Source organism: Nonomuraea sp. NPDC049400 (genome assembly GCF_044466425.1).
GTDB lineage: Bacteria > Actinomycetota > Actinomycetes > Streptosporangiales > Streptosporangiaceae > Nonomuraea.
This window is the reverse complement of record NZ_JBITMP010000001.1, coordinates 231,845-254,326: the sequence shown is the minus strand read 5'-3', so window position 1 is coordinate 254,326 and position 22,482 is coordinate 231,845. Positions and strand designations below refer to the sequence as shown.

The window sequence follows — 22,482 nt, the reverse complement described above, 5'->3', positions numbered from 1 at the left end:
GGCACACTCTATCGTTTGGTGTATGTCACCGAGATGGGAATTCAATCCCGACATCAGAACAGGGCACCACTGCGTCCATGAGCTCTCTGCGCATTTGGTGTACGTCACGAAATATCGGCGAAATGTCTTTACTGAGCCCATGCTTGAACGCTGCGAACGGATCATGAAAGAGGTGTGTGAGAAGTTCGACTACGAGCCGGCCGAGTTCAACGGCGAGGACGATCACGTCCACGTCCTCGTGCACTACCCGCCCAAGGTCGCTCTGTCGACCCTGGTCAACAGCATCAAGGGCGTCTCCGCCCGCTATCTGCGCCAGGAATACATTGCCCACGTCCGCACATACCTGTGGGAGGGCCACTTCTGGTCCCGCTCCTACTACGCCGGCTCCACCGGTGCCGCGAACCTGGCCACCCGCACCTACATCCAGTCCCAGGACCGACCTCAGATATAAGAAGGACCAACACGTGGTCACACTGATCTCATGAGAGCGGTCAGGGCACACTCCCCCAGGGGGCCTTCCCGCGCGGGCCTTCACCTCCCACCTGAAGGACTCTGCTGAGAAATTCTGATTTGGGTTATCAAGCCACGAGAGCGAGCGTTTCGAGGTGAGATGTGCGGGGTGCCGGTTAGCCACCGGTCGATGCGGATGAGGTTGCGCGCGGTGGCGGCGAAGACATGACCCAGGCGGGTGGTGGGCAGGTCGCGGCGGCGGGTGCGGCGTAGCCCGGTCGCGCGGACGCTTGGGAGATGGTGCCCTCGACGCCTGCCCGGGTCGCGTAGCGTTGTTTCCATCCGTCGGTGTCTTGGGCGTTACGGGCTGCCTGGAGGGCTTCGTGGCGTTCCCTGGGCAGGAAGGTCAAGCCCCGGCCCCGGCGTCCGGTTGGAGGTCTGGTGCATTGTGCCTGCATGGGGCAGGGGCCGCAGTTCTCGGCGGAGAAGAACACCTTGACCACCGGCTCGTTGTTGCGGTGATGCTTTTGATCCCACCATTCGAAGCTGCGCCGCCCTGCCGGGCAGACGGCTGTGCGCTCGTCGAAGTCGATGGTGAAGTCGCCTCGGGAGAACCCCTGATTCTGTCGTGATTGGCGGCTGCTGTCGTGTGGGGCCGGACCCAGGAGTTCCACTCCCGTCTGGGCGGCGGCCACGAATAATGCGGCAGTGGTTTAACCAGCGTCGACGAGATGGACATCGGGCCGGAGACCTCGGTGGGTGAGCATCTGCTGCACCTGCTCGGTCAGATCGCTGTCGACGGTGACTGCGTCGGTAGTGCTCACGTGGGTGATCACATGGGGTGCGTCGGGCTCACACGTCTCGCTCAGGTGCACCTTGTAGCCAATCCAGCCCGAACCACGCTTGATCCCGTAGCGGCCATGCCGGACAGGTCGAGCCGGCGGGCGTTCGGCGCCGTGGACTCGGGCAACCGGTGGGCGGCGAGCAGCACCGTGGCGAGCCCGATCGGCACGTTGATCCAGAACACCGACCGCCAGCCGGAGCCGAGCACCTCCGCGCCGATCAGCAGGCCGCCGGCCAGCTGCCCCACGATGGAGGCGCCCCCGAGCACCACCCCGAGCACGCCGAAGGCGCGATGCCTGTCCCGCTCGGAGACCACCACGGTGAGGAACACGTACGCCTGGGGCACCATCAGCGCCGCCCCCAGCCCTTGCGCGAAGCGGGCTCCGATGAGCAGGGCGGCGGTCGGTGCCAGCGCACACACGACCGAGGCGCCGGTGAAGGCCGCCGTGCCGGCGATGAAGACGCGGCGGCGGCCGTACAGGTCGCCGAGGCGTCCCCCGGTGATGAGCAGGACCGCGTAGGTGAGCTGATAGCCGGCCATGATCCACTGGAGCTCACCGTCGCTCGCCCCGAGCTCCGCCTGGATCGAAGGCCCGGCGACGATGACGATGAACGAGTCGAGGGTCGCCATGAACGCCCCGGCCAGCACGATCGAGACCGCACCCCACGACGTCTTCGGAACGCTCATGCCACCGTCCCCTCGCCGGCGGTCCCGGTCGTGAGCAGGCGCGCCAGGCCCTTGACGATCTCGGTGGCCAGCACGGCCTGCCCGGCGGCGGCGAAGTGGATGCGGTCGGCGCTCAGCAGGTCCGGGCGGTCGTTGACCGGGTGGTCCCACATGTCGACCAGGACCGCGCCGTGATCGGCGGCAAGGCCGCGGGTGATGTCGTTGACGCGGCGCACACGTTCGCCCCAGTCCGCGAACCGCGGCACCACGAACGCGCGGCCGAGGGTGAAGGTCGTCAGCTGCGCCCCGGACGCGGCGGCGCGCTCGAACACCCGCGCCAGCGTAGTGGTGATGGCGGCGTAGTCCGGGACGGGCCGGAACAGGTCGTTGACCCCGCAGGAGACGTGGACCAGGTCGGGGGCGAATCCGGCGAGCCGGTCCAGCTGCGTGCTCAGCGTCCGGGCGGCGGTCGCGCCGGCCTCGGCGGCCTTGAGGTAGGCCAGTCCGGGGTGGACGCGGCGCAGCACGCCGGCGACGCGGTCGGGCCAGCCGAGGCCGGCGTATCCGGGGCTGGGGTCGCCGGTCCCCGCCGCCAGGCTGTCGCCGACCGTGGCGAAGCGGCGCCAGGGCGCCCGGGCGAGAAGGTCCGCGGCACGCTCCGGCGGCAGGCAGAAGGGATCGGACTCTTCCGTCCGATGCGTTGTCGTGGTCACACAATTAAGCGTACGATCGTTCGTACGTATTCTCAACCGGGAAGGATCAGCATGACCACGGATCAACGCGTGGCACGCGGAGCGCGCTCCAGGGCGGCCATCACCCGCCACGCCGTGGACGTGGCCTCCGTCGAGGGCTTGAGCGAGCTGAGCATCGGCCGCCTGGCCACCGACCTGGCGATGAGCAAGAGCGGGGTGGCGACGCTGTTCCGGAGCAAGGAGCAGTTGCAGCTCGCCACCATCGAGACCGCCCGCCAGGCGTTCCTGGACGCGGTCGTGCGGCCCGCCCTCGACGCGCCGCAAGGATCAGCCCGGGTGCGAGCGCTCATCGAACGCTGGATCGCCTACGCCGAAGAGCCGCTGTTTCCTGGAGGCTGCTTCTGGGCCGCGAACCTGCCCGTCTTCGACAGCCGCCCCGGCGCCGTCCGCGACGCGCTGCAGCGCCAGCGCCAAGCCTGGCTGGACCTGCTCGCCGAGCAGATTCACCACGCCGGGGAGACCGTCGGCCGCGACGCCGATCTCGCGGCGTTCCACATCGATGCGGTGCTCACCGCGGCCAACACCGCCATGCGCCTGGGCGAACCGGACGCGGCGGACAAGGTGCGACGCTTGATCGACGGGCTCCTGTGAGCGGTCACCCTGAAGGCGTCCGGCATGATCCTCGCCCGAGCCAAGATCTCCGGTGACCTGACGAGCGCGCTTTGGCCTACTAGACATTTGCGTGTTTGATCTATGGATGGCGAATTCCAAGATCCTCAACACTTTTGATCACAGCGCCGGAGAGCTGGCGGAGAACGTCGTGGTTCTCGCCGACGGGACGATCTGCGCGACGCTGCTGCTGGCGGGTGCCGTCTGGTTGTCCAGCGGTGAGCAGGAGCAGGTGGTCGCGGATCACGCCGACGCGATCGTGGTCGGGCTTGCCTCGGACGCCGACGACCGGCTCTACGCCGCTGTGCGCAGCACGAGTGACACCGTGGCGGGAATCTGGCGGCGCGAGGCTCCCCACCGCTGGATTCGATTCGCCGCCGCGGAACCTCGGGCGGGACTCAACGGCATCACCTTCACCGAGGACGGCACTCTGTTCGCGGCAGACTCCGTCCATGGCGAAATCCTCTGCTGTCCCCCCGGCGACGACACGCTGCGGCTCTGGCTCGCCGACGAGCGCCTGACGCCGACGTCGCCGGACGACCCGGTGTCGTCCACGGGCGTGAACGGGCTCAAGGTCTGGGACGGCGACCTGTGGGCGACCAACACGGCTCAGGGGACCGTCCTGCGCATCGGCATCGACGACGGGCGGGCGGGCGAGTTGACGCGGGTGCACACCGGCATACCCGCCGACGACTTCGCCTTCGACTCCGCCGGCACGCTGTACCTCGCCGTCCACCCACGCGACACCGTCCTGCGCATCACCCCGGACGGCGCCATGACGGTCCTCGCCACCGAGGCTGACGGTCTGGACGGCCCGACCGCGATCGCCGTCATCGACGACGGGCTTGTCGTGACAAGCCTGGGAATGCTCGGCTCGAGGCACGAGCCCAACATCGTCCGCCTCACCCTGGACGTGGCCGGTCCCGCACTGCCCCGTCCGCGAATGCCCCGCTGACGACCAGGCGGGGTGCTGGAGCGGCTGGACCCCGGGCGTGGCTGGCGTGGGCCGGCCCGGGGCGGGGGCTGGGTCCGGCCGAGGGGCGCCAATCCCGTCGGCCAGGCCGTGGCCCGCGGCCCTTTCCTTTCAGGGCCGCTGTCCGAGTGGCAGGATTCGAACCTGCGGTGCTCCTGCTCCCAAGGCAGGCGGGCTGACCAAACTGCCCCACACTCGGTCGTCAACAAATAAGCCGCCCCGGTGAGTCCGGGACGGCTTTCCGAAACAATTCGAGGGTTTATCCGGAAAGCCTTCACGGGCGGCTCGGGGAGGGCCAGGAGGATGCTCACTTCGCCGCCTTTCTCGTGCTGCTGGACAATGTCCACGGTAAAGGCTTGATCGGCCCCGCGCCACATATTTAATTTTGCACGCGGGATTCCGGGGTCTCCACGCGGAAACGGGGCAGGGAGTCCGGGTAGTTGTCCCTGACGTAATTGACCAGGAACTCGCGCACATCGCACTTGAGGTCCCACGCGGACGGCGAGTCCGCGGCGCTCATCAGGGCGCGCAGCTCCACCAGGCCGTTCGGCAGCACGTCGGTGACCTGGAGCGTCCAGTCCTTCTGGTCCCACAGCGGGTTGTCCTGCAGGAACTCATGCAGCGCCTCCCGCAGTTTCGGCACCGGCACCGACCAGTCCACGCGCAGGAGGACGACGGCGAGGACGCGGCTGCCGTGCCGGGTCCAGTTCTCGAACGGGTTCTGGGTGAAGTAGGACACCGGCAGGACCAGGCGGCGCTCGTCCCACAGGCGCAGGACTACGTAGGTGAGCGTCAGCTCCTCGATCCTGCCCCATTCGTCCTCCACCACGACCACGTCGTCGAGCCGGAGCGCGTCGCTGAAGGCGAGCTGGAGACCGGCCAGGGCGTTGCCGATGGTGGGCTGCGCGGCGATGCCGACGATGGCGCCCGCGATGCCCGCCGAGGCCAGGATGCCCGCGCCGAGCGCGCGGACCTGGGGGAACGAGAAGAGCATGGCGCCGATCGCGATCACGATGATGACCGCGGCGGCGATGCGGCGGACCAGCGCGATCTGCGTCCTGATCCGCCGCGCCCGGCGGTTGCGCTCCCCCTCGACCAGCACCAGCCGGTCGAGTACGACGTCCGTCAGCGCGTACGACGCCTGCACGATCAGCCAGGTGACCGCGGCGATCGTGGCGAGCCCGAGCACCCGCTGCACGGTCGCCGCGACGCTCTTCTCGGACAGACCGGAGCCGAACATCCCCGGCCCGAAGACGGCGTTGCAGGCCACCACGGCCGCCACCGAGAACGCGGGCCACGTGCAGTGCTCCACCAGGTGCCGGGCGAGCGCCCACTTGCGCCCGACCCTGTTCAGCACCCTTCGCACCAGCTCAACCAGGAGGATCGACCCGATCACCGAGATTACGAGAATCGGCCAGTCCGCCGGAGACTGCACGCCCTTGCCCCCAATGTCTAGAACGTCTCGTCAAAGGTCACATTGCCCTCAACTGCCACTTGATAAGCAGATACCCGCCGTTCGAAGAAGTTGGCCAGCTCCTGGACGTCCTGCAACTCCATGAACCCGAACGGGTTCGCCGAGCCGTACCTCCTGGGCAGGCCCAGCCTGGCCAGCCGCTGGTCGGCGACGTACTCGAGGTACTGGCGCATCTGCTCGACCCCCATGCCGGGCATGCCGTCCCCGCACAGGTCCTCGGCGAAGGCCAGCTCGGCGGCCACGGCCTCCTCCAGCATGAGAGTAACCTGCTTGCCCAGGTCATCGTCAAAGAGACCCGGCTCCTCCGCCCGCACCGTGTCCACCACGCTGAAGGCGAACTCCATGTGCATGGACTCGTCGCGGAACACCCAGTTCGTCCCGGTGGCCAGGCCGCCGAGCAGACCCCGGGAGCGGAACCAGTACACGTACGCGAAGGCGCCGTAGAAGAACAGGCCCTCGATGCAGGCGGCGAAACAGATCAGGTTCAACAGGAAGCGCCGGCGGTCGTCCCGGGTCTCCAGGCGCTGCAACGAGTTGATCGAGTCGATCCACTTGAAGCAGAACTCCGCCTTGTCGCGGATCGAGGGAATGTGGTCGATCGCCGCGAAGGCCTTCACCCTCTCGTCGGGGTCGGGAAGGTAGGTGTCCAGCAAGGTCAGGTAGAACTGGACGTGCACGGCCTCCTCGAACAGCTGCCTGCTGAGATACAGGCGCGCCTCGGGGGCGTTGACGTGCTGGTAGAGGTTGAGCACGAGGTTGTTGGCCACGATGGAGTCGCCGGTGGCGAAGAACGCGACCAGCCGGTTGATCAGGTGCCGCTCCTGGGGCGTCATCTTGGCCAGGTCGGCGAGGTCGGAGTGGAGGTCCACCTCCTCGACGGTCCACGTGTTGCGGATGGCCGCGCGATACCGTTCGTAGAAGTCGGGGTAGCGCATGGGCCGGAGGGTGAGGTCCATTCCCGGGTCGAGCAGCATGGAGGTCTCCTTCTACTGGCAGGCTTCGCAGGTCTCCGGGTTCTCCAGGGAGCAAACCGAAGCCGCGACGGTGGTCTGGGCGATGCGGGTGGCGGGGCGGGAGCGCAGGTAGTACGTGGTCTTCAGGCCCTGCTTCCAGGCGTAGGCGTACATCGACGAGAGCTTGCCGATGGTCGGGCTGGCCATGAAGAGGTTCAGGGACTGCGACTGGTCGATGTACGGCTGGCGGGCGGCGGCCAGGTCGATCAGCGCCTTCTGCGGCAGCTCCCAGGCCGTGCGGTAGAGCACCTTGAGGTCGTCCGGGATGCCGGGGATCTCCTGGACCGAGCCGTCGGCCCGCTTGATGGCGTCGCGCATCTCCTGCGTCCACAGCCCGCGCGCCTGCAGGTCGGCCACCAGATACCGGTTGACCTGCAGGAACTCCCCGGACAAGGTCTCCCTCTTGAACACGTTGGACACCTGCGGCTCGATGCACTCGTAGCAGCCGGCGATGGAGGCGATCGTGGCGGTCGGCGCGATGGCGATCATGAGCGAGTTGCGCAGGCCGGTCACCCCGATCTTCTCCCGCAGCGCCGCCCAGCGCGGCGCGGCCCCGGCGCCGTAGTGGTCCGGGTGCAGCACTCCCCCGGCCGCCCGCGTGTCGGCATACGACGGGTGCCTGCCGCGCTCGGCCGCGAGGTCGGCCGAGGTGTCGTACGCGGCCAGCGCGATCTCCTCGGCGATCTGCGTGGACAGCTCCAGCGCCCGCGGCGAGTCGAACGGCAGTCGCAGCGCGAAGAACACGTCGGCCAGGCCCATCACGCCGAGCCCGATCGGCCGCCACCGCTTGTTCGCCGACTCGGCCTCGGGAGTGGGGTAGAAGCCCAGGTCGATGGTCCTGTCCAGGAAGCGCACGGCCGTGCGCACGGTGCCGCGGAGCCGGTCCCAGTCCAGGTCCCAGTCACTGTCACCGCCGGCGAGATGGGCGGCGAGGTTGATCGAGCCGAGGTTGCAGACCGCGGTCTCGGCGTCGCTGGTGACCTCCAGGATCTCGGTGCAGAGGTTCGACAGGTGGATGACGTTCTCGGGGCGGGCGGTCTGGTTGGAGGTGCGGTTGGCGGCGTCCTTGAACGTCATCCAGCCGTTGCCGGTCTGGGCGAGCGTGCGCATCATCCGGCCGTAGAGGGTCCTGGCCGGGATCTGCCGGACGTACCGCCCGGCGGCCTCGTACGCGCGGTACGCCGCCGTGAACGCCTCCCCGTACAGGTCGGTGAGGTCGGGCACCTCCTTCGGGTCGAACAGCGACCAGACCTCGTCCGCCTCCACCCTGCGCATGAACTCGTCGGGCACCCAGTTGGCCAGGTTGAGGTTGTGGGTGCGGCGGGCGTCCTCGCCGGTGTTGTCGCGCAGCTCCAGGAACTCCTCGATGTCGGCGTGCCAGGTCTCCAGGTAGACGCAGGCCGCGCCCTTGCGCCGCCCGCCCTGGTTGACCGCCGCGACGGAGGAGTCGAGCGTGCGCAGCCAGGGGACGATGCCGTTGGAGTGGCCGTTCGTGCCCCGGATCAGGGAGCCGCGCGAGCGCACCCGGGTCCAGGCGATGCCGATGCCGCCCGCGTACTTCGACAGCCGCGCCACCTGCCCGTACCTGTCGTAGATCGCCTCCAGCTCGTCGCGCGGCGAGTCGAGCAGGAAGCACGACGAGAGCTGCGGCCGGCGCGCGCCCGAGTTGAACAGCGTGGGTGAGCTGGGCAGGTACGACAGCGTGGACATGAGCGCGTAGAGCTCGGCGGCCTCCGCGACCGACTCCGACAACCCGCAGGCCACGCGGAGCAAGAAGTGCTGGGGCCGTTCCAGCACGGCCCGCGTCTCGGGGTGGCGCAGCAGGTAGCGGTCGTAGACGGTGCGCAACCCGAAATACTCGAACCGGTCGTCCGCCTCCGCGGAGATCAGGGCGTCCAGCTCGGCCGCGTGCGCGGCGACGAACTCCGCCAGCCCGTCCTGGATCAGCCCGGCCGCGTGGGTGGCGGCGATGGACTCGGAGAACGACCGCACCCCGTGCGCGGCCGCCTCGTCGGCGATCTCCTCGGCCAGCAGCCGGGCGGCGACCCGGGAGTTGGCGGGATCGGCGATGACCCGGGCGGCGGCCTCCTCGATGGCCAGACGACGGTCGATCCCGATGGTCTGCGTCACGTGCTCTCTCCTCGCGAGCTCGTCCCCCGTGAGGGCGCGCGAGAGCACGACGGCAGGCAGCACCCGCCGGTTCGCTCCCCGGCCCTCCCTCGAGGCCATGGTCACTTCACGCCGGGCGGGCAGCCCGGCATGTCGCAGGCAGGTCTTCGGGCTCGCGGGCGCGCAAGTGCTCCTACTGGCCGTCGCTTCCCAGATCGCTCCAGTGCGCATGACGGCGGTCGTTCCCGCTCACCGCTGCGGGGCAGCCCCGGAATCGCACCGGGTTCCCTTTTACTCCGCCTCCGGAGAGGCGAACCAGCGACGAGGAGGATCCTACATCTAGTAGCCGTTCCCGCAACTGACCCAGCATGTTGTGGCTCAGGGCTTGTCGAGCAGTCCGAGATCCCGCAGGACGGCGCGGGTGCGCTCGACCTCGGAGCTCAGCCACAGCTCGAAGTCGTCGCCACTCAGCGGGATCGAGACCCACCCCTCGGAACGGCAGGCCGCGTCCCAGGCCGGCGAGCCGGTCACGTCGTCGCACATGCGGATGGCCGCCTCGCGCGTCCCGTCCGGCATGGCCGCCGGGCCGAAGGCCGCCACCCAGTCCGCGAAGTCCACCCGTACGCCGGACTCCAGCAGCGTCGGCACGTCCAGCTCCGGCACCCGCCTGGCCGAGGACACCGCCAGCACCCGGACCCGGCCCGCGCCGATGCCGGCGCGCCACTCGGCGAGCAGGCCCGCGGCGGCCTTGGCCTTGCCGGACAGCAGCGCGGTGGCGGCCTCCTGGCTGCTGGGATAGCCGGTGTAGTCGACCTGTCTGGTGTCCGCGCCGAGCCCCTTGGCGATCAGCCCGAACAGCAGGTGGTCGGGCTCGCCCTCCGGCCCGCCCGCCAGCGGCGTCTGGCCCGGCCGGGCGAGCAGCTGGGCGCCGAAGTCCTCGAAGTCCCTGAATCGGGAGTCACCGGGCACGACCACGACCTCGACATCGCCGCTGAGCCGCGACAGCGGCGTCGTGGTGTCGAGGAGGGTCTGGGCGCTGTTCACCTCTGCGGCGGCCAGCGCGGGCAGGCCGGTCAGCATGACCTTCGTGCCGGCGCCGATCTGGTATCCGGCCGCGCGGGCGGTGTCGGCGAACACGTGCCCGACGCGCGCCCAGCGGCGCCCCTCCGGGTTGATCGAGAACCGGGCACGCAGGCCCGGCGCACCTCCGGTGGCGCGCTCCGTGCCGCAGCCGGCCGCGCACACGGCCACACCCAGCCCCCATGCGAAGAACCGTCGACGGCGCATGTGCCTCTCTCCCCCGAACTACCGCTCACTGGGGGTTATTGGCAATTTACCCAGAGATACACATATCTCTCACAAGGGCTTCTTCCCGACCCCGGCCATGAGCGACGACGGCAGCGACCAGTCGCCGACCAGCTTGGGCCGGTCGGGACGCCAGTCGACGGCCTGTACGAGCCCTGGGGGCTCCAGCGGGAAGTCGCCGAAGAACGCGCGGATCTCGGCGGGCGTGCGGTCGGTGCCGGAACCCGGATTCTCCGTGGCGGCCCCCCGGTATCGCTGACCGTCCTCCAGCCGGCCCATCGACGTGGCGTGGGTGATCACGAGATGGCTGCCCGGCGCCAGCCTCTCGCACAGACGGGCCACCGCCCGCTGCGGCCGCGCCGAGTCCGGCAGGAAGTGCAGGATCGACACCAGGAGCACCCCGACCGGTTCGCGCAGGTCCAGGAACCTGCCGGCCTGGGCCAGCACCGCGTCGGGATCGAGGAGGTCCGCCTGAACGAAGGCGGCCCTGCCCGGAGTTCCGAGCAGGGCCCTGGCGTGTGCGGCGACGACGGGATCATGATCGACGTAGACGACCCCGGCCTCGGGCGCCACCTCGTGCGCGCTGCCCTGGGTCGGCAGCCCGCTGCCCAGGTCGAGGAACTGGCTCACCCCGGCGGCGGCGACGTAGCGCACGGCTCGCTGGAGGAAGGCCCGGTTCGCGTGGGCCAGCGGGACCGCCTCCGGGATCAGCTCGGCGAGCTGCTCGATGGCCTGGCGGTCGACCGCGAAGTTGTCCTTCCCGCCGAGCATGTAGTCGTACATGCGTGCGAGATTGGGCGTCTCATGGTCGAACTGCCGCACGTATCGAATTTATGCCGTCCGCAGCAAGATAACGAGGTTTGAGGCCAAATTGGACTCTTTATTCGACCGTGACACTCTTGGCTAGATTGCGCGGCTTGTCCACATCGCGGCCGAGCGCCACGGCGGCATAGTACGCGAGCAGCTGCAACGGGATCGTGAGCAGGATGGGGTCGAGCTCGATCTCGTTCTTGGGGATCACGATCACGTCGTCGGCCAGCTTGGCGCCGGGCTCGCGATGGCCGACCATGATGACCTGGCCGCCGCGCGCGCGGATCTCGCCGAGCGTGGTGAGGTTCTTGTCGAGCAGCTCGTCGTCGGGCACGATCGCGACCGTCGGCATGTCGGGGCCGATCAGCGCGAGCGGCCCGTGCTTGAGCTCGCTGGCCGGGTACGCCTCGGCGTGCACGTACGAGATCTCCTTGAGCTTCTGCGCACCCTCCCTGGCCACCGGGTAGCCGCGCACGCGGCCCACGAACATCATGCTCGGGTGCTTGGCGTACTTCTGCGCCAGCTCGGCGATCTTGTCGCCCTGCGCGAGGATCTCCTCGATCTGCCCGGGCAACCTGCGCAGGCCCTCCACGATGCGCCGCCCGTCGGCGGGCGACAGGTCGCGCACCCTGCCCAGGTGCAGCGCGAGCAGCGCGAACGCCACCGACGTCGAGGTGAACGCCTTCGTCGAGGCCACCGACACCTCGGGCCCCGCGTGCAGGTAGATGCCGCCGTCCACCTCGCGGGCGATGGCGCTGCCGACCGCGTTGACGATGCCGATGACGCGACCGCCCTTGCGCTTGAGCTCCTGCACGGCGGCGAGCGTGTCGTACGTCTCCCCCGACTGGCTGATCGCGACGTAGAGCGTGTCGGGGTCGACGACCGGGTTGCGGTAGCGGAACTCGCTGGCGGGCTCGGCGTCGGCCGGGATCCTGGCCAGCTCCTCGATGAGCTGCGCCCCGATCTGCCCCGAGTAGTACGCCGACCCGCACCCGATGATCTTCACCCGGCGGAAGGAGCGGGTCTCGCGGGCGTCCATGTTGAGGCCGCCGAGGTGGGCCACGTGGAAGCGCTCGTCGAGCCGGCCGCTCATCGTGCGCGTCATCGTCTCGGGCTGCTCGGAGATCTCCTTGAGCAGGTAGTGCTCGTAGCCGCCGGTGTCGTAGTGCCCGGCGTCCCAGTCGACGGTCAGCGGCTCCTTGGCCATCTCGCGGGCGTCGCTGGCGAACGTGTGGAAGCCGTCGGCCTTGAGCACGGCCAGCTCGCCGTCCTCCAGGTGGACGACCTGACGGGTGTAGCGGATGAGCGCGGCCACGTCGGACGCGGCGAACATCTCCTTCTCGCCGATGCCCACCACGATCGGGCTGCCGTTGCGCGCCACGACCACCTCGCCGGGCCGCTCGGCGTCGATGACCGCGATGCCGTACGTGCCGACGATGCTCTTGAGCGTCTTCCTGACCGCCTCCTCCAGGGTGTCGTTCTCGTCGACGGCGCGGGCGATCAGGTGCGCGAGCACCTCGGTGTCGGTCTCGGAGGCGAACTCCACGCCGTCGGCCTCGAGCTTGGCGCGCAGCTCGCCGGCGTTCTCGATGATGCCGTTGTGCACGACGGCGATGCGCTCGTCGGCGGACAGGTGCGGATGCGCGTTCACGTCGCTCGGCACGCCGTGCGTGGCCCACCGGGTGTGCCCGATGCCGAGGGTGCCCTTGAACCTCGCCGGCATCACCTTGGCGAGGTCAGCCACCCGGCCCTTGACCTTGCGTACCTTGAGCCCTCGGTTGGACACCACGACCCCGGCCGAGTCGTAGCCTCGATACTCCAGCCGCTGCATGCCCTCCAGCAGGATGGGGGCCGCGTCTCTCGGGCCGACGTAGGCCACGATTCCGCACATAGAGGTCTCCTCTTATCCGTAAATGATCCTGCGCAGCTGCCGCAGGGACAGCTCGGGTGCCGCTACCCGGCGACCGCGTAATTCGCGGGCGATCCGCGGGAAGATCTCGTCGTTGGTGTGGCCGCGCGACTTCAGCTCTCCGTGACGGCGGCGGACGTACTCCTCGGCGGACTCGGAGAAGTACGACAGCACGTCGGCGACCACTCGCGCGGCCTCGCCCGGGCCCAAGGGGCTCGTCTCGGTGAGGTGGACGATGAGGTCTTCGTAGGGATGCCGTGCGGTGGACACAGAGGAGGACACTACGCATCTGGACCGAGACACGCCAACATCCTGCCCGATATCGGGCAGGAATTAACTCCAACGGCTCTCTAGAGGAGGTCGCCGCAGCCCCAACCTTTGGCGAACCGCGCGGGCGGCGGACCGGTCTCATGGGTATCATCCGACCCGTCTGACACATCCCTTTCGGGGAATGGCTACGGTGAGTAGTTGCATCGTGACGTTCCCGAGGGAGTTGTCATGCCCATCTGGCTCGCCGCCACCTTGATCGCCGCCGCGCTCACCTCGCCCGCCTCCGTGCCCGCGCGCGACCACCTGGCGCGCCCCGACGGCCCCGGCACCGCGACCGCATCGAAACGGCAGACCGGCTCCGCCGCGAGCCCGTCGAAACGGCAGACAGGCTCTACCGCGAGCCCGTCGAAACGGCAGGCCGATTTCGCCCTGGCCGCCCGGGAGCACGGCGTGCCGGAGAGCGTGCTGCTCGGCGTCTCGTACCTGAAGTCCCGCTGGGACTCCAACGGCGGGTCGCCCAGCACGGCGGGCGGCTACGGGCCGATGCACCTGGTGGACACGTTGCCCGCCGCCCACCGCGGGCCGGGTGACGCGCTCGGCGACGCCCGCGGGGACGACGCCCGCCCGATGTCCCGTACGGTCACCGCCGCCCCTCCCCTGTCGGCGCTGCGCATGGCTGGCCCGCCCGCCACGCTCCCCGAGGCCGGGCGCCTGATCGGGGCCGACCCCGCCAGCCTGCGCGAGGACCCGGCCGCCAACATCCGGGCCGGCGCCGCCCTCCTCGCCTCCTACCAGGACCGCCCGAGCGCCGACCCCGCCGACTGGTACGAGGCCGTCGCCCGCTATTCGGGCGCCGGGGACGCGGCCACGGCTCATGAGTTCGCCGACGAGGTGTTCTCGGTGATGCGAGAGGGCGCGGAACGCCGTACCGACGACGGTTTCCTGGTGCGGCTCGACCCCGTGCCCGGCCTGCCGGTCCCCGAGGAGAAGCAGCCGGAGACCGTAGGCAAAGCGGGCAACACCGGGCAGGTGGAGTGCCCCGAGTCCCTCGCGTGCGAATGGATGCCCGCCGCGTACGAACGCTTCGGCAAGAAGAAGAGCGGGAACTACGGCAACCACGACCACCTGAGCCGGACCCGGACCGTCGACTACATCATCATTCACGACACCGAGGGGACCTACCGGGGCATCCCCTCCATGGTCGGCGATCCGAAGTACGTGAGCTGGCACTACACGATCCGCTCCGGCGACGGGCATGTCGCCCAGCACGTGCCGACGAACGACATCGCCTGGCACGCGGGCAACTGGGACGTCAACACCCGTTCGATCGGGGTCGAGCACGAGGGCTACCTGGCCAAAGGGGGCACCTGGTACACGGAGGCGATGTATCGCTCGTCGGCCAAGCTGGTCGAATACCTGGCCGGCAAGTACGACATCCCGCTCAACCGCGCCCACATCCTCGGCCACGACAACGTGCCCGGCAGCACCCCGAAGGCCGTCTCCGGCATGCACCAGGACCCGGGGCCGTACTGGGACTGGGCCCACTATTTCGACCTGATGAACAAGCCGCTCAAGGGCGCCAAAAAGGGCGATTCCATCATGATCCGTCCGTCGTACGGCGAGAACCGGCCCCGCTTCACCGGCTGCGGCACCGCCAAACCGGCCAAGGACTGCCCGGCGCACGGCGCCGCCACGGTCTGGCTGCACAAGGAGCCGAGCGAGTCGTCTCCCCTGGTCAGCGACCCGGGCAAGCATCCGGGCAAGCCCGGCACGTACAGCGTGTACGACCACAGCGCCCGCGCCTCGACCGGTCAGCGCTACGCCGTCGCGGCGCGGCAGGGCGACTGGACGGCCATCTGGTACCTGGGCCAGAAGGCCTGGTTCTACAACCCGCCCTCGAAACCCACCGCCGTCCCCGCCAAAGGCCCTCTGGTCACTCCGCTCAAGCCCGGCACCAAGGTGTACGGGCGGGCGTACCCGGAGAAGTCCGCCTACAAGCTGGCGTCCTACCAGCCGCTCACCCCGCTGCAGTACAAGATCGAGCCCGGCCAGACGTACACGGTGGGCGACACGGTGACCGGCTCCTACTACGCCGCCGGCGCGTTCAGCCCGGCCAAACACGTCACCACCGCCGGCAAGCTCCGCTACTACCAGATCCAGCTCGGCCATCGGGTGATGTTCGTGATGACCAAGGACATGCGCCTGATCGAGTGAATTTGGCTCCACGCGACTCTCGCTGCGCACGGGCACTCCGGGAAAGCGATATGGTTTTCCCGTGGCCTGGCGTACGTCGTCCAGGGTTCACGCGGAAGTGGCTCAGTGGTAGAGCATCACCTTGCCAAGGTGAGGGTCGCGGGTTCGAATCCCGTCTTCCGCTCGGAGCAAGACTCCTGGTGGAGTGGCCGAGAGGCGAGGCAGCGGCCTGCAAAGCCGTCTACACGGGTTCAAATCCCGTCTCCACCTCGGCCCGGCCGGCGGACCCCTCGGGATCCGCTAAAGTAAAAACAGCACCACGCGGAAGTGGCTCAGTGGTAGAGCATCACCTTGCCAAGGTGAGGGTCGCGGGTTCGAATCCCGTCTTCCGCTCTGAGTTCTAACTCAATATGGACGATTAGCTCAGCGGGAGAGCGCTTCCCTGACACGGAAGAGGTCACTGGTTCAATCCCAGTATCGTCCACCAGGCTCCATAGCAGATTCAGGTTGCCCCAGATCGCGGCCCATGCCGGGATTCTGGGGCTTCTTGTTGTTCCGGGTTGATCAGGGCAGTTGTCAGCACCGGTGCTGACTTTGTGCGACCGTGGCTGGCCCGCGATCCGGTAGCTGCATGGTCGAGCTGGCGCAGGCGCCTATGGCACAGTTTCACCGTGCCGTTTGACGATCTGCCGGACTGGCTACCGGCGTGGTGTCTGGACCATCTCGGGGACCGACCCGCCGACGTGCTGTTCCGACAACAATCGATGTCGACGGTGTTCGGTCTCCGGCTGGCCGGCGGTACGGACGTCGTGATCAAGGCCCGCGGCGACGACGGCCGGGCGGGGCCATGTGTGGCGGCGCAGGCCCGGCTGGCGGAGAACGGGTTCCCTTGCGCCCGCCCGCTCACGCCGGTCGTCGGTGTCGGTCCCCTGGCCGTGCACGCGGAGGAATTCCGCCCTGGAGGAGAGGTGTTGCGCGGGGACGCGCCGGAGATCGCTGTGCGCTACGCGGAGGTCTTCGCCCGGCTGATGGCCGCACTGGCCGACCTCGCCGTCACGCCGCCGCTGCCGAATCCGCGCTGGGTGCGGTGGGATCACACGGACCCCGGGCTGTGGCCGTCGATCGAGTCACTCGACGAAAAGGACCAGAGTCTCGTACCCACCTACGTCATGGACACGGCCGACCGGGCCCGTCGGCGAATGCTGGCCGCTGACCTGCCCCGCGTGCTGGGCCACGCCGACTTCGAGGCACACAACCTCCGCTGGCACGGCCAACAGGTGTGGACGGTCCACGACTGGGACAGCCTGGCATGGCAACCGGAAGCCGCCCTGGTGGGAGCCGCGAGTGCGGTGTTCCCCAAGCTGGGACCGGCCACCCTGCCGCCGATCGAGAGCACCGAGGCGTTCCTGGCCGCCTATCAGGACACCCGGGCCCGCTTGTTCACCGCCGAAGAGCTGCAGATCGCGTGGGCGGCCAGCCTGTGGCCGGCAGCCCACGACATCCGATGGGAAGCACTCCACGGCTACACCGCCGTGTCCGGCAAAGCACTCTGGACACAGGCAGCCGAACGCCTCCGCCGAGCGAACGCCTGAGGCGTCGCGGTGCCCGCCACGCCATTTGGCGGCAAGGTCGACATAGGTTGGTTGTCCAGCGGTGAACAGCACCATCGGGATGGAAGGAGCAGACGCGCGCCGGGGTCGCCTCGAGCATCGACCTGACACTCGCCCTCGTCGAAGGGGACCACGCCACGAACATGGCCGCACGATCGCCACAGAGCTCCTGGATGTCACCCGCCACTGGGACAGCGACGCCGCCGACGGTCTGATCTCCACCACCCGCGACGTCAACCGCTTCTCCGGGGCGCGTTCGGCGGCGAGCTGTTGCCCGCCGCGCAGCTGGCCGAGACGACCAAGGAGGCCGCGCCGTCGGCCAGGAACAGGTGTGGCCCGGCGTCCGCTACGGCCTGGGCATCGGCTCCTGCCCGCTGTCGTGCGGCGGCGTCTACTGGCAACACGGCGACGACTACGGCTACAAGACCAGGACCGGCGTCACCGCCGACGGCGCGGCGTGACGATCTCCATGTCCACCCAGCTCACCGACAAGCGATCCATGCGCCGGGAGAAGGCCGCGGGGACCTGGTCGACCACGCCCTCTGCGCCTACTGACACCACGCCCCTGCCCCAGATCCCGACCGGCGACCCGCGCGCACTGGCTGTGTCCCCTGTGAGAACGCGGCACCGCACCCAGGCAACGCCTCTACGCAAAGCTATCCACTGTCATCATCGCCGCTCGAGACATCACTGTCGTCCTCGTCCCTACTGGGCACGTATGCATCGCCGCCCTGCTGGAACTTTTCGAGGGCCTTGAGAAAGGCAACCTCCTTCCACGCGTCCTCATCCGAGCCCGAACCGGAGTTGGAGTCGAGCTCGGAGCTGGAACTTGTATCCGCACCCGAGCCCGAGTCTGGCTCGGGCGTTGGGATGCAGCCAGGAACACGGAAGGTCACCATCAGGCCCTATGGGAACGACAACTAGCGGCAGTTAAATAGACGATCTCACCAGTAAGTATCGAAGGCCTATATCCCACCCAGCTGACGAATCTCCTCCAGCGGATAGGGAGCCCGCCTGCTCCGGCGCTGGAACGTGCGATAGAAGTCGGACATCACGGCGGCGATCGGCGCGTGCCGGGCGATGATCGCTGCGGCCTTCGCCGGGATCCCTGTGGGGCGCTCGCCCTCCGCGTAGGCACGCACCCGCTTGTAGCGGCCCTCCCCGCCCCCTCTCCGCAGTCCGTACAGAGCGGTGATCAGCCAGTCCACCCGATACGTGGCGGAATAACAGCGGTCGTAGGTCTGGTGCCGGCCGAAGAAGTCGGCCTCGTCCTGCGACAGCTCGAACCCGGAGGAAATCGCCAGGCCGTAGTCCGCGAAGTAGAGGCGCTGGCCGTCGGTCAGGATGTTCTCGAAGTGCGCGTCGAAGTGCAGGAGCCCGCGGCTGTTCATGAACGAGATGCCGGCCGCCAGTTCCGTCTCCACCATGGCGCAGGCTCGGTTGGCGGCTTGATCTCCTGGCTCGACCTGGGCGCCCAGCCACTGGTGCAGGTTCTGCGGGATGTACTCCAGAAACAGCGCGACGCTCGCCGAGGCCTGCTGAAGAGCCTGGATCCGGCGGCGTACCTGCGCTCCGCCGCCCCAGTAGGCGACCGCCCGTTCGATGTCGGCCAGTTCTTCGGGCAGGGACGTCGAGTCCGGCAGCACCCGCCAGTGGTACATCAGGGGGAAGCCCTCGTGTTCCGCCGCGAGCACCCAGTTCGTCGTCATGGTGTGCACGGCGAGCTCCCTCCAGACCCCCAGCCCGGCCCGCCGACGAGGCCGACGCCGTAGTGACAGAAGACAGGCAGGTCGAACAGATTCGCCGTGGACCGGACATGCTCTGGTTGCCTCTCCAGATCGGTCAAAGGCACCCGCTTCACAAAGACCGGGATTCCGGCAACCTCCAGCAGGGCCGACTTCCCGCCGATGCCGGATCCCAGCGGCACGGCCGTGTCCACGAGCTCGCGCAGGGTGCGGTCACTGCACAAGGCCAGGGATGTGGAGACGGCACCATGGGCGGTCAGACGCGCAGCGCGCGACATGTCAGGGCACTTCACTGTGGCTTCCACCTGGGTGCCGACCTCGATCCTGCAATGGCCACGCAGTGGCGCCGAGCGCAACGGCGCGTGGCTCTGCGGTTTTGGCCTCCGGAGCGGTGGCAGAGGGCGTCCAAGATCCGTGTGAGACGACAGACCTGGGCGCGTTCCTGACTGCACCTTAGTGAAGATCGACGACGACCTGGGGCCCGGCGCCCCGGTAAACCGCGCAGCGGAAGCCGCGAGACGCAGCCTCGAGATACCCGCGCCCGTTGTCGCCAACGCCCTCGGCTACCACGACAAGACCACCACTCGCCTCCTCAACGAGGGCGGCGGCGCCTGGAGCCGCTACGCCGCCGGGCAACATGGACGGTCACCATCGAGTTCCACGGAGCCGACAACTCGCGACAGTTGAATAGGCCGAACTCACCAGTATGGGACCTCCTTACATGCGGTGCATCAGACTGAAAGAGAATTTGATCCATGCAACTCCCTGATCAACTTCGCCGGCTGATCGAGCAGGACTCCTCCTGGTCAGGAGATCACGAAGGAGCCAGTGGTACGGCCCTGCGGGTCACGTCAGGAGCGAAGGTCTTCTACGTCAAGCACGGTCCCCTCGCCAGAGCCGAGCACCTGCGGCTGCGCTGGCTTCACGGACGCGTTCCTGTTCCCGAGGTGCTCGCGTTCGAGGACCCCGTTCTCGTGCTCGCCGACGTGGGCGCTCCAACCCTGGAAGCCGCCGCGCCCGCCGACATCGGCGCCGTCCTGGGCCGGACGCTGCGCATGCTGCACGAGTTGCCCATCGCCGAGTGCCCTTTCGACGGCCGGCTGCCGACGGTCATCGAACGCGCCGCCGCCAACGTACGCGACGGACTCGTGGACCCGGACGACTTCGACGCCGACCATCTGGGGCTGACCCCTGAGGCGATCCACGAACGACTGCTGGCCCTACGCCCGCGTGCCGAGGACCTGGTCGTCGCGCACGGGGACTACACCCCGTCCAACGTGCTGCTGCCCGCCTCGGGAGAGCCCGTCGTCATCGACGTTCCAGGACTGGGCGTGGCCGACCGGTACCGCGACCTCGCCATCGCCCACAGGGACTTGTCCGAGGACCATGGGCCGGCGGCGTGGGATGGGTTCCTTTCCGCCTATGGCCTCGTCGACCACGTCGAGGAAGAGCGGTTGTACTACTACCGGCTGCTGGACGAGCTTCTTTGACCCAGGACAGCAAGCACGACCCCGATGAAGCGGTTGCAGGGCGACGAGGCTACGCGCCGAACCGCCCTCTCAGGAGTCGCGTCGCAGCGAGGACAGGCCCCAGAGCTCGGCGATGCGCCCGTCGCGTACCCGGAAGATCTCCAGCATGGTCGGTGGTTCCTGGCCGGGAACGCCGTGCACGCTCGTGCGGACGGCGACCGTGTCCCCCTCGACGATCATGTCCTCCACGACGACCCGGGCGTCGGGGAAGGCCTCATGGAACTGCTCCCACGCCCGGGTGATGCTCTCCGTTCCGGTGGTCCCCAAGGGGTGGCTGTAGAAGTCCGCTGTGAAGATCTCCGCCGCGGCCGCGTGGTCGCGGGCGTTGAACGCCTCGTACATGCGCCGGGCGGCGGCCCGCACCTCGTCCGTCATCGCTCCTCCTGTCCGCTCATGTTCGCGCGGACGCGGCGTAGCACGCCCAGCACGATCTCCTGCTGTTCCGAGGTGACGCCGTCGAGCAGCCGCTCCTGGTACACCTGGTGCGATCGCTCCAGATCGGCCGCGACCCGCTCGCCGGCGGGGGTCAGCGCGGCCAGGGTGTAGCGGTTGTCCGCCGGGTCCAGGCGCCGGCCGACCAGCCCTTCGGCCTCGAACTCCTTGACCAGCCGGGTAACGCTCGCACCGTCGATGCCCAGCGTCTGGCGCAGGTCGCTATGGCTCGTCTCGCCGTCACGCCGCAGCCGGACGAGCAACTGCACCCGGTGGGGGCTCATGCCCACGTGCCGGGCGAACGCCTGCCGCAGCTCGGCATAGGCGCCTCCGAGCTCACGGAAGAACGTGTCCTCAGAGGTCTCTTCACGCACCATCTCTTCATAGTATCAACTCTTGACGACATCAAGAGATCGGCACCGCATTGCTTCGAGAGCAAGAGTCGAGGAACGTCACGGCACCGCGGTTGGCGAAGGCCTCAGATCAGCAGCATGATCATGCCCGCGAAGAGCAGGCCGACGACGGTCAGGGCCACCACGATCAGCGCCATTCCGCCGAATCGACGGCGGAGTAGTTTCGGATTGTGCGCCATGAAGATCCCTTTCGTTCAGGTTCGCCGTTGTACCGCCAGCAGGCGACGCCGGCCAGGGAGAGAGGACCAGGACCAAGTAGAAGGGCGCGCATCTCCAGCGCGTTCACCTCTCCTCTCCGCTGATCTCCCCACCGGTCAGCTCGCGCATGCGACGCAGCAGCGCGGACCGGCGAGCATGAGCGCGTACGGCCAGCACCAGCGCCACCGCGACGAACAGACCCCCCACCCCCAGCGCCAGGCCCAGGCCGGTGCCGCGCTGGGCAGCGACGGCGGCCACTACACCGGTGGTGGCCACCGAGGCGGCCAGGCCGATCCAGGCCGCGATGACCCGATCGGTGGCGAACAGCGGCACCCGGCGCGTCAGCAGCCACCCGCCGTAGCCGGCCCAGGCCAGGCAGAACACGGTGAACAGCGCGAACGCCAGATGCGTGCGGCCGGGCAGCGGGCCGGGTTCGCTGCCCCACAACGCCGCCACGAATACCGCGCCGGCCAGCCCGGCCAGCAGCGCCGCCACCGCCCGCACGCGCCTCCACGGCGACAGCGACGGCTCCAGCCGCTCGATCATCTCCCGCGCCGCCAGGTGCGGCTCTTCTTCCTTGGTCATGGCCGGTATCCCTTCTCCTCCAGGTGAGCACGCAGCAGGCGACGGGCCCGATTCAGCCGCGATTTGACCGTGCCGACGGGAATCCGGCAGATTTGCGCGCAGTCCTCCACCGACAGGTCCTCCAGGTAGAACAGGACGAGGATCTCCCGCTCCGGCACCGGTAGCCCCGCCAGCGCGCTCACCAACTCGGCGCGGTCCACCATGGTCTCCACCGGGTCCTCGGCGACCACCTCACCGGCCGCCCTTGCCTCGTGCTCTCGGGCGTACTGGCCGCGCAGGCGATCGGTGACGGAGCGGCGGGCGATCGTGAACAACCACGGCGCGAACCGGGCCGGCTCCCGCAGCGTGGGCAGGCCGCGGAGCACGGCCAGCCAGATCTCCTGGGTCACGTCATCGGCCCGCTGGGCGTCCAGCATGCGTCGCACGTACGTCCACACCGGTGCCTGCCAGCGGGCCACCAGCTCGGCCAGCGCCGTCCGCTCGCCCAGCTGGGCACGTACCACCAGCAGCTCATCGGTCATTTCGTCCTCCCGTCACCCTGCACAGTCGGACGAGAGATCGATCAGGTTCACCACTTCGGCACATTCCGGGAA

The 22,482-nt window shown here is 68.7% G+C and carries 23 protein-coding genes, 5 tRNA genes and 1 riboswitch; of the genes, 11 read left to right on the top strand and 17 right to left on the bottom strand.

Features of this window, described 5'->3' with window-relative positions:
* Positions 1 to 22: 22 nt before the first annotated feature.
* Entirely contained in the window at positions 23 to 451 is a 429-nt protein-coding gene (gene tnpA / locus ACIBVN_RS01130) for an IS200/IS605 family transposase (RefSeq protein WP_397131301.1), read from the top strand.
* Between the two features lie 175 nt (positions 452 to 626).
* Here tnpA and ACIBVN_RS01125 read toward each other — a convergent pair whose 3' ends face one another.
* From ACIBVN_RS01125 to ACIBVN_RS01115, 3 genes are all read right to left on the bottom strand, one after another.
* Complete coding sequence (locus ACIBVN_RS01125; RefSeq protein WP_397131640.1) at positions 627 to 1,124, bottom strand: transposase; 498 nt, start codon at positions 1,122 to 1,124, stop codon at positions 627 to 629.
* A gap of 191 nt (positions 1,125 to 1,315) precedes the next feature.
* Positions 1,316 to 1,981: an MFS transporter gene (locus ACIBVN_RS01120; RefSeq protein WP_397131299.1), complete on the bottom strand. Its 666-nt coding sequence runs from the start codon at positions 1,979 to 1,981 to the stop codon at positions 1,316 to 1,318.
* Positions 1,978 to 2,673 (bottom strand): SGNH/GDSL hydrolase family protein, encoded by a 696-nt coding sequence (locus ACIBVN_RS01115; protein ID WP_397131297.1) that lies wholly within the window; start codon positions 2,671 to 2,673, stop codon positions 1,978 to 1,980. The genes ACIBVN_RS01120 and ACIBVN_RS01115 overlap by 4 nt, the downstream gene beginning before the upstream one ends.
* A 51-nt stretch (positions 2,674 to 2,724) precedes the next feature.
* Between ACIBVN_RS01115 and ACIBVN_RS01110 the strand changes: the two genes are divergently transcribed.
* Together ACIBVN_RS01110 and ACIBVN_RS01105 are read left to right on the top strand one after the other, a co-directional pair.
* The gene (locus ACIBVN_RS01110) at positions 2,725 to 3,303 is read left to right on the top strand and encodes a TetR/AcrR family transcriptional regulator (RefSeq protein ID WP_397131295.1); all 579 of its coding nucleotides are present in this window, start codon (positions 2,725 to 2,727) and stop codon (positions 3,301 to 3,303) included.
* A gap of 106 nt (positions 3,304 to 3,409) precedes the next feature.
* On the top strand, positions 3,410 to 4,276 hold the full coding sequence (locus tag ACIBVN_RS01105; protein WP_397131294.1) for an SMP-30/gluconolactonase/LRE family protein: 867 nt from the start codon (positions 3,410 to 3,412) through the stop codon (positions 4,274 to 4,276).
* Between the two features lie 141 nt (positions 4,277 to 4,417).
* Here the strand turns inward: ACIBVN_RS01105 and ACIBVN_RS01100 are convergent.
* The 8 genes from ACIBVN_RS01100 to ACIBVN_RS01065 form a co-directional block, all read right to left on the bottom strand.
* A tRNA-Pro gene (locus ACIBVN_RS01100) sits at positions 4,418 to 4,493 on the bottom strand.
* A 180-nt stretch (positions 4,494 to 4,673) separates the two neighbouring features.
* Positions 4,674 to 5,690, bottom strand: coding sequence for a mechanosensitive ion channel family protein (locus ACIBVN_RS01095; RefSeq protein ID WP_397131292.1), 1,017 nt, complete (start codon positions 5,688 to 5,690; stop codon positions 4,674 to 4,676).
* Between the two features lie 56 nt (positions 5,691 to 5,746).
* The gene (locus ACIBVN_RS01090) at positions 5,747 to 6,742 is read right to left on the bottom strand and encodes a ribonucleotide-diphosphate reductase subunit beta (RefSeq protein WP_397131290.1); all 996 of its coding nucleotides are present in this window, start codon (positions 6,740 to 6,742) and stop codon (positions 5,747 to 5,749) included.
* A 12-nt stretch (positions 6,743 to 6,754) separates the two neighbouring features.
* The gene (locus tag ACIBVN_RS01085) at positions 6,755 to 9,010 is read right to left on the bottom strand and encodes a ribonucleoside-diphosphate reductase subunit alpha (RefSeq protein WP_397131288.1); all 2,256 of its coding nucleotides are present in this window, start codon (positions 9,008 to 9,010) and stop codon (positions 6,755 to 6,757) included.
* Positions 9,011 to 9,030: 20 nt separating this feature from the next.
* Positions 9,031 to 9,225, bottom strand: a riboswitch (cobalamin riboswitch).
* A gap of 43 nt (positions 9,226 to 9,268) precedes the next feature.
* A complete protein-coding gene (locus ACIBVN_RS01080) occupies positions 9,269 to 10,177 on the bottom strand; it encodes a Bug family tripartite tricarboxylate transporter substrate binding protein (protein WP_397131286.1) in 909 nt (302 codons plus the stop codon).
* 69 nt (positions 10,178 to 10,246) lie between these two features.
* The gene (locus ACIBVN_RS01075) at positions 10,247 to 11,017 is read right to left on the bottom strand and encodes an SAM-dependent methyltransferase (RefSeq protein ID WP_397131284.1); all 771 of its coding nucleotides are present in this window, start codon (positions 11,015 to 11,017) and stop codon (positions 10,247 to 10,249) included.
* Positions 11,018 to 11,075: 58 nt separating this feature from the next.
* A complete protein-coding gene (glmS, locus tag ACIBVN_RS01070) occupies positions 11,076 to 12,896 on the bottom strand; it encodes a glutamine--fructose-6-phosphate transaminase (isomerizing) (protein WP_397131282.1) in 1,821 nt (606 codons plus the stop codon).
* Between the two features lie 12 nt (positions 12,897 to 12,908).
* A complete protein-coding gene (locus ACIBVN_RS01065; RefSeq protein WP_349453053.1) occupies positions 12,909 to 13,184 on the bottom strand; it encodes a hypothetical protein in 276 nt (91 codons plus the stop codon).
* Between the two features lie 228 nt (positions 13,185 to 13,412).
* Here ACIBVN_RS01065 and ACIBVN_RS01060 point away from each other — a divergent pair, with 228 nt between their 5' ends.
* From ACIBVN_RS01060 to ACIBVN_RS01030, 7 genes are all read left to right on the top strand, one after another.
* Positions 13,413 to 15,398, top strand: coding sequence for an N-acetylmuramoyl-L-alanine amidase (locus ACIBVN_RS01060; protein ID WP_397131279.1), 1,986 nt, complete (start codon positions 13,413 to 13,415; stop codon positions 15,396 to 15,398).
* A gap of 91 nt (positions 15,399 to 15,489) precedes the next feature.
* Positions 15,490 to 15,561 (top strand) — tRNA-Gly (locus tag ACIBVN_RS01055).
* Between the two features lie 15 nt (positions 15,562 to 15,576).
* Positions 15,577 to 15,647, top strand: a tRNA-Cys gene (locus tag ACIBVN_RS01050).
* 51 nt (positions 15,648 to 15,698) lie between these two features.
* Positions 15,699 to 15,770 (top strand) — tRNA-Gly (locus ACIBVN_RS01045).
* A gap of 19 nt (positions 15,771 to 15,789) precedes the next feature.
* Positions 15,790 to 15,864 (top strand) — tRNA-Val (locus ACIBVN_RS01040).
* Positions 15,865 to 16,048: 184 nt separating this feature from the next.
* A complete protein-coding gene (locus tag ACIBVN_RS01035; protein ID WP_397131277.1) occupies positions 16,049 to 16,969 on the top strand; it encodes a phosphotransferase in 921 nt (306 codons plus the stop codon).
* A 347-nt stretch (positions 16,970 to 17,316) separates the two neighbouring features.
* On the top strand, positions 17,317 to 17,448 hold the full coding sequence (locus tag ACIBVN_RS01030; RefSeq protein ID WP_397131275.1) for a hypothetical protein: 132 nt from the start codon (positions 17,317 to 17,319) through the stop codon (positions 17,446 to 17,448).
* Between the two features lie 504 nt (positions 17,449 to 17,952).
* Here the strand turns inward: ACIBVN_RS01030 and ACIBVN_RS01025 are convergent.
* Positions 17,953 to 18,705, bottom strand: a complete 753-nt coding sequence (locus tag ACIBVN_RS01025; RefSeq protein ID WP_397131273.1) for a hypothetical protein — start codon at positions 18,703 to 18,705, stop codon at positions 17,953 to 17,955.
* On the bottom strand, positions 18,693 to 19,010 hold the full coding sequence (locus ACIBVN_RS01020) for a hypothetical protein (RefSeq protein WP_397131271.1): 318 nt from the start codon (positions 19,008 to 19,010) through the stop codon (positions 18,693 to 18,695). The genes ACIBVN_RS01025 and ACIBVN_RS01020 overlap by 13 nt, the downstream gene beginning before the upstream one ends.
* A 477-nt stretch (positions 19,011 to 19,487) precedes the next feature.
* On the opposite strand from ACIBVN_RS01020, the gene ACIBVN_RS01015 reads away from it, so the two are divergent.
* Entirely contained in the window at positions 19,488 to 20,222 is a 735-nt protein-coding gene (locus ACIBVN_RS01015) for an aminoglycoside 3'-phosphotransferase (protein WP_397131269.1), read from the top strand.
* Between the two features lie 69 nt (positions 20,223 to 20,291).
* On the opposite strand, the gene ACIBVN_RS01010 is transcribed toward ACIBVN_RS01015, so the two are convergent.
* From ACIBVN_RS01010 to ACIBVN_RS00995, 4 genes are all read right to left on the bottom strand, one after another.
* Positions 20,292 to 20,636, bottom strand: a complete 345-nt coding sequence (locus ACIBVN_RS01010) for an ester cyclase (protein ID WP_397131267.1) — start codon at positions 20,634 to 20,636, stop codon at positions 20,292 to 20,294.
* Entirely contained in the window at positions 20,633 to 21,070 is a 438-nt protein-coding gene (locus tag ACIBVN_RS01005) for a MarR family winged helix-turn-helix transcriptional regulator (RefSeq protein ID WP_397131265.1), read from the bottom strand. The genes ACIBVN_RS01010 and ACIBVN_RS01005 overlap by 4 nt, the downstream gene beginning before the upstream one ends.
* A 318-nt stretch (positions 21,071 to 21,388) precedes the next feature.
* Positions 21,389 to 21,889, bottom strand: a complete 501-nt coding sequence (locus ACIBVN_RS01000) for a hypothetical protein (RefSeq protein WP_397131263.1) — start codon at positions 21,887 to 21,889, stop codon at positions 21,389 to 21,391.
* Positions 21,886 to 22,410 (bottom strand): RNA polymerase sigma factor, encoded by a 525-nt coding sequence (locus tag ACIBVN_RS00995; RefSeq protein WP_397131261.1) that lies wholly within the window; start codon positions 22,408 to 22,410, stop codon positions 21,886 to 21,888. Before ACIBVN_RS00995 ends, ACIBVN_RS01000 begins: the two co-directional genes overlap by 4 nt.
* Positions 22,411 to 22,482: the final 72 nt, after the last annotated feature.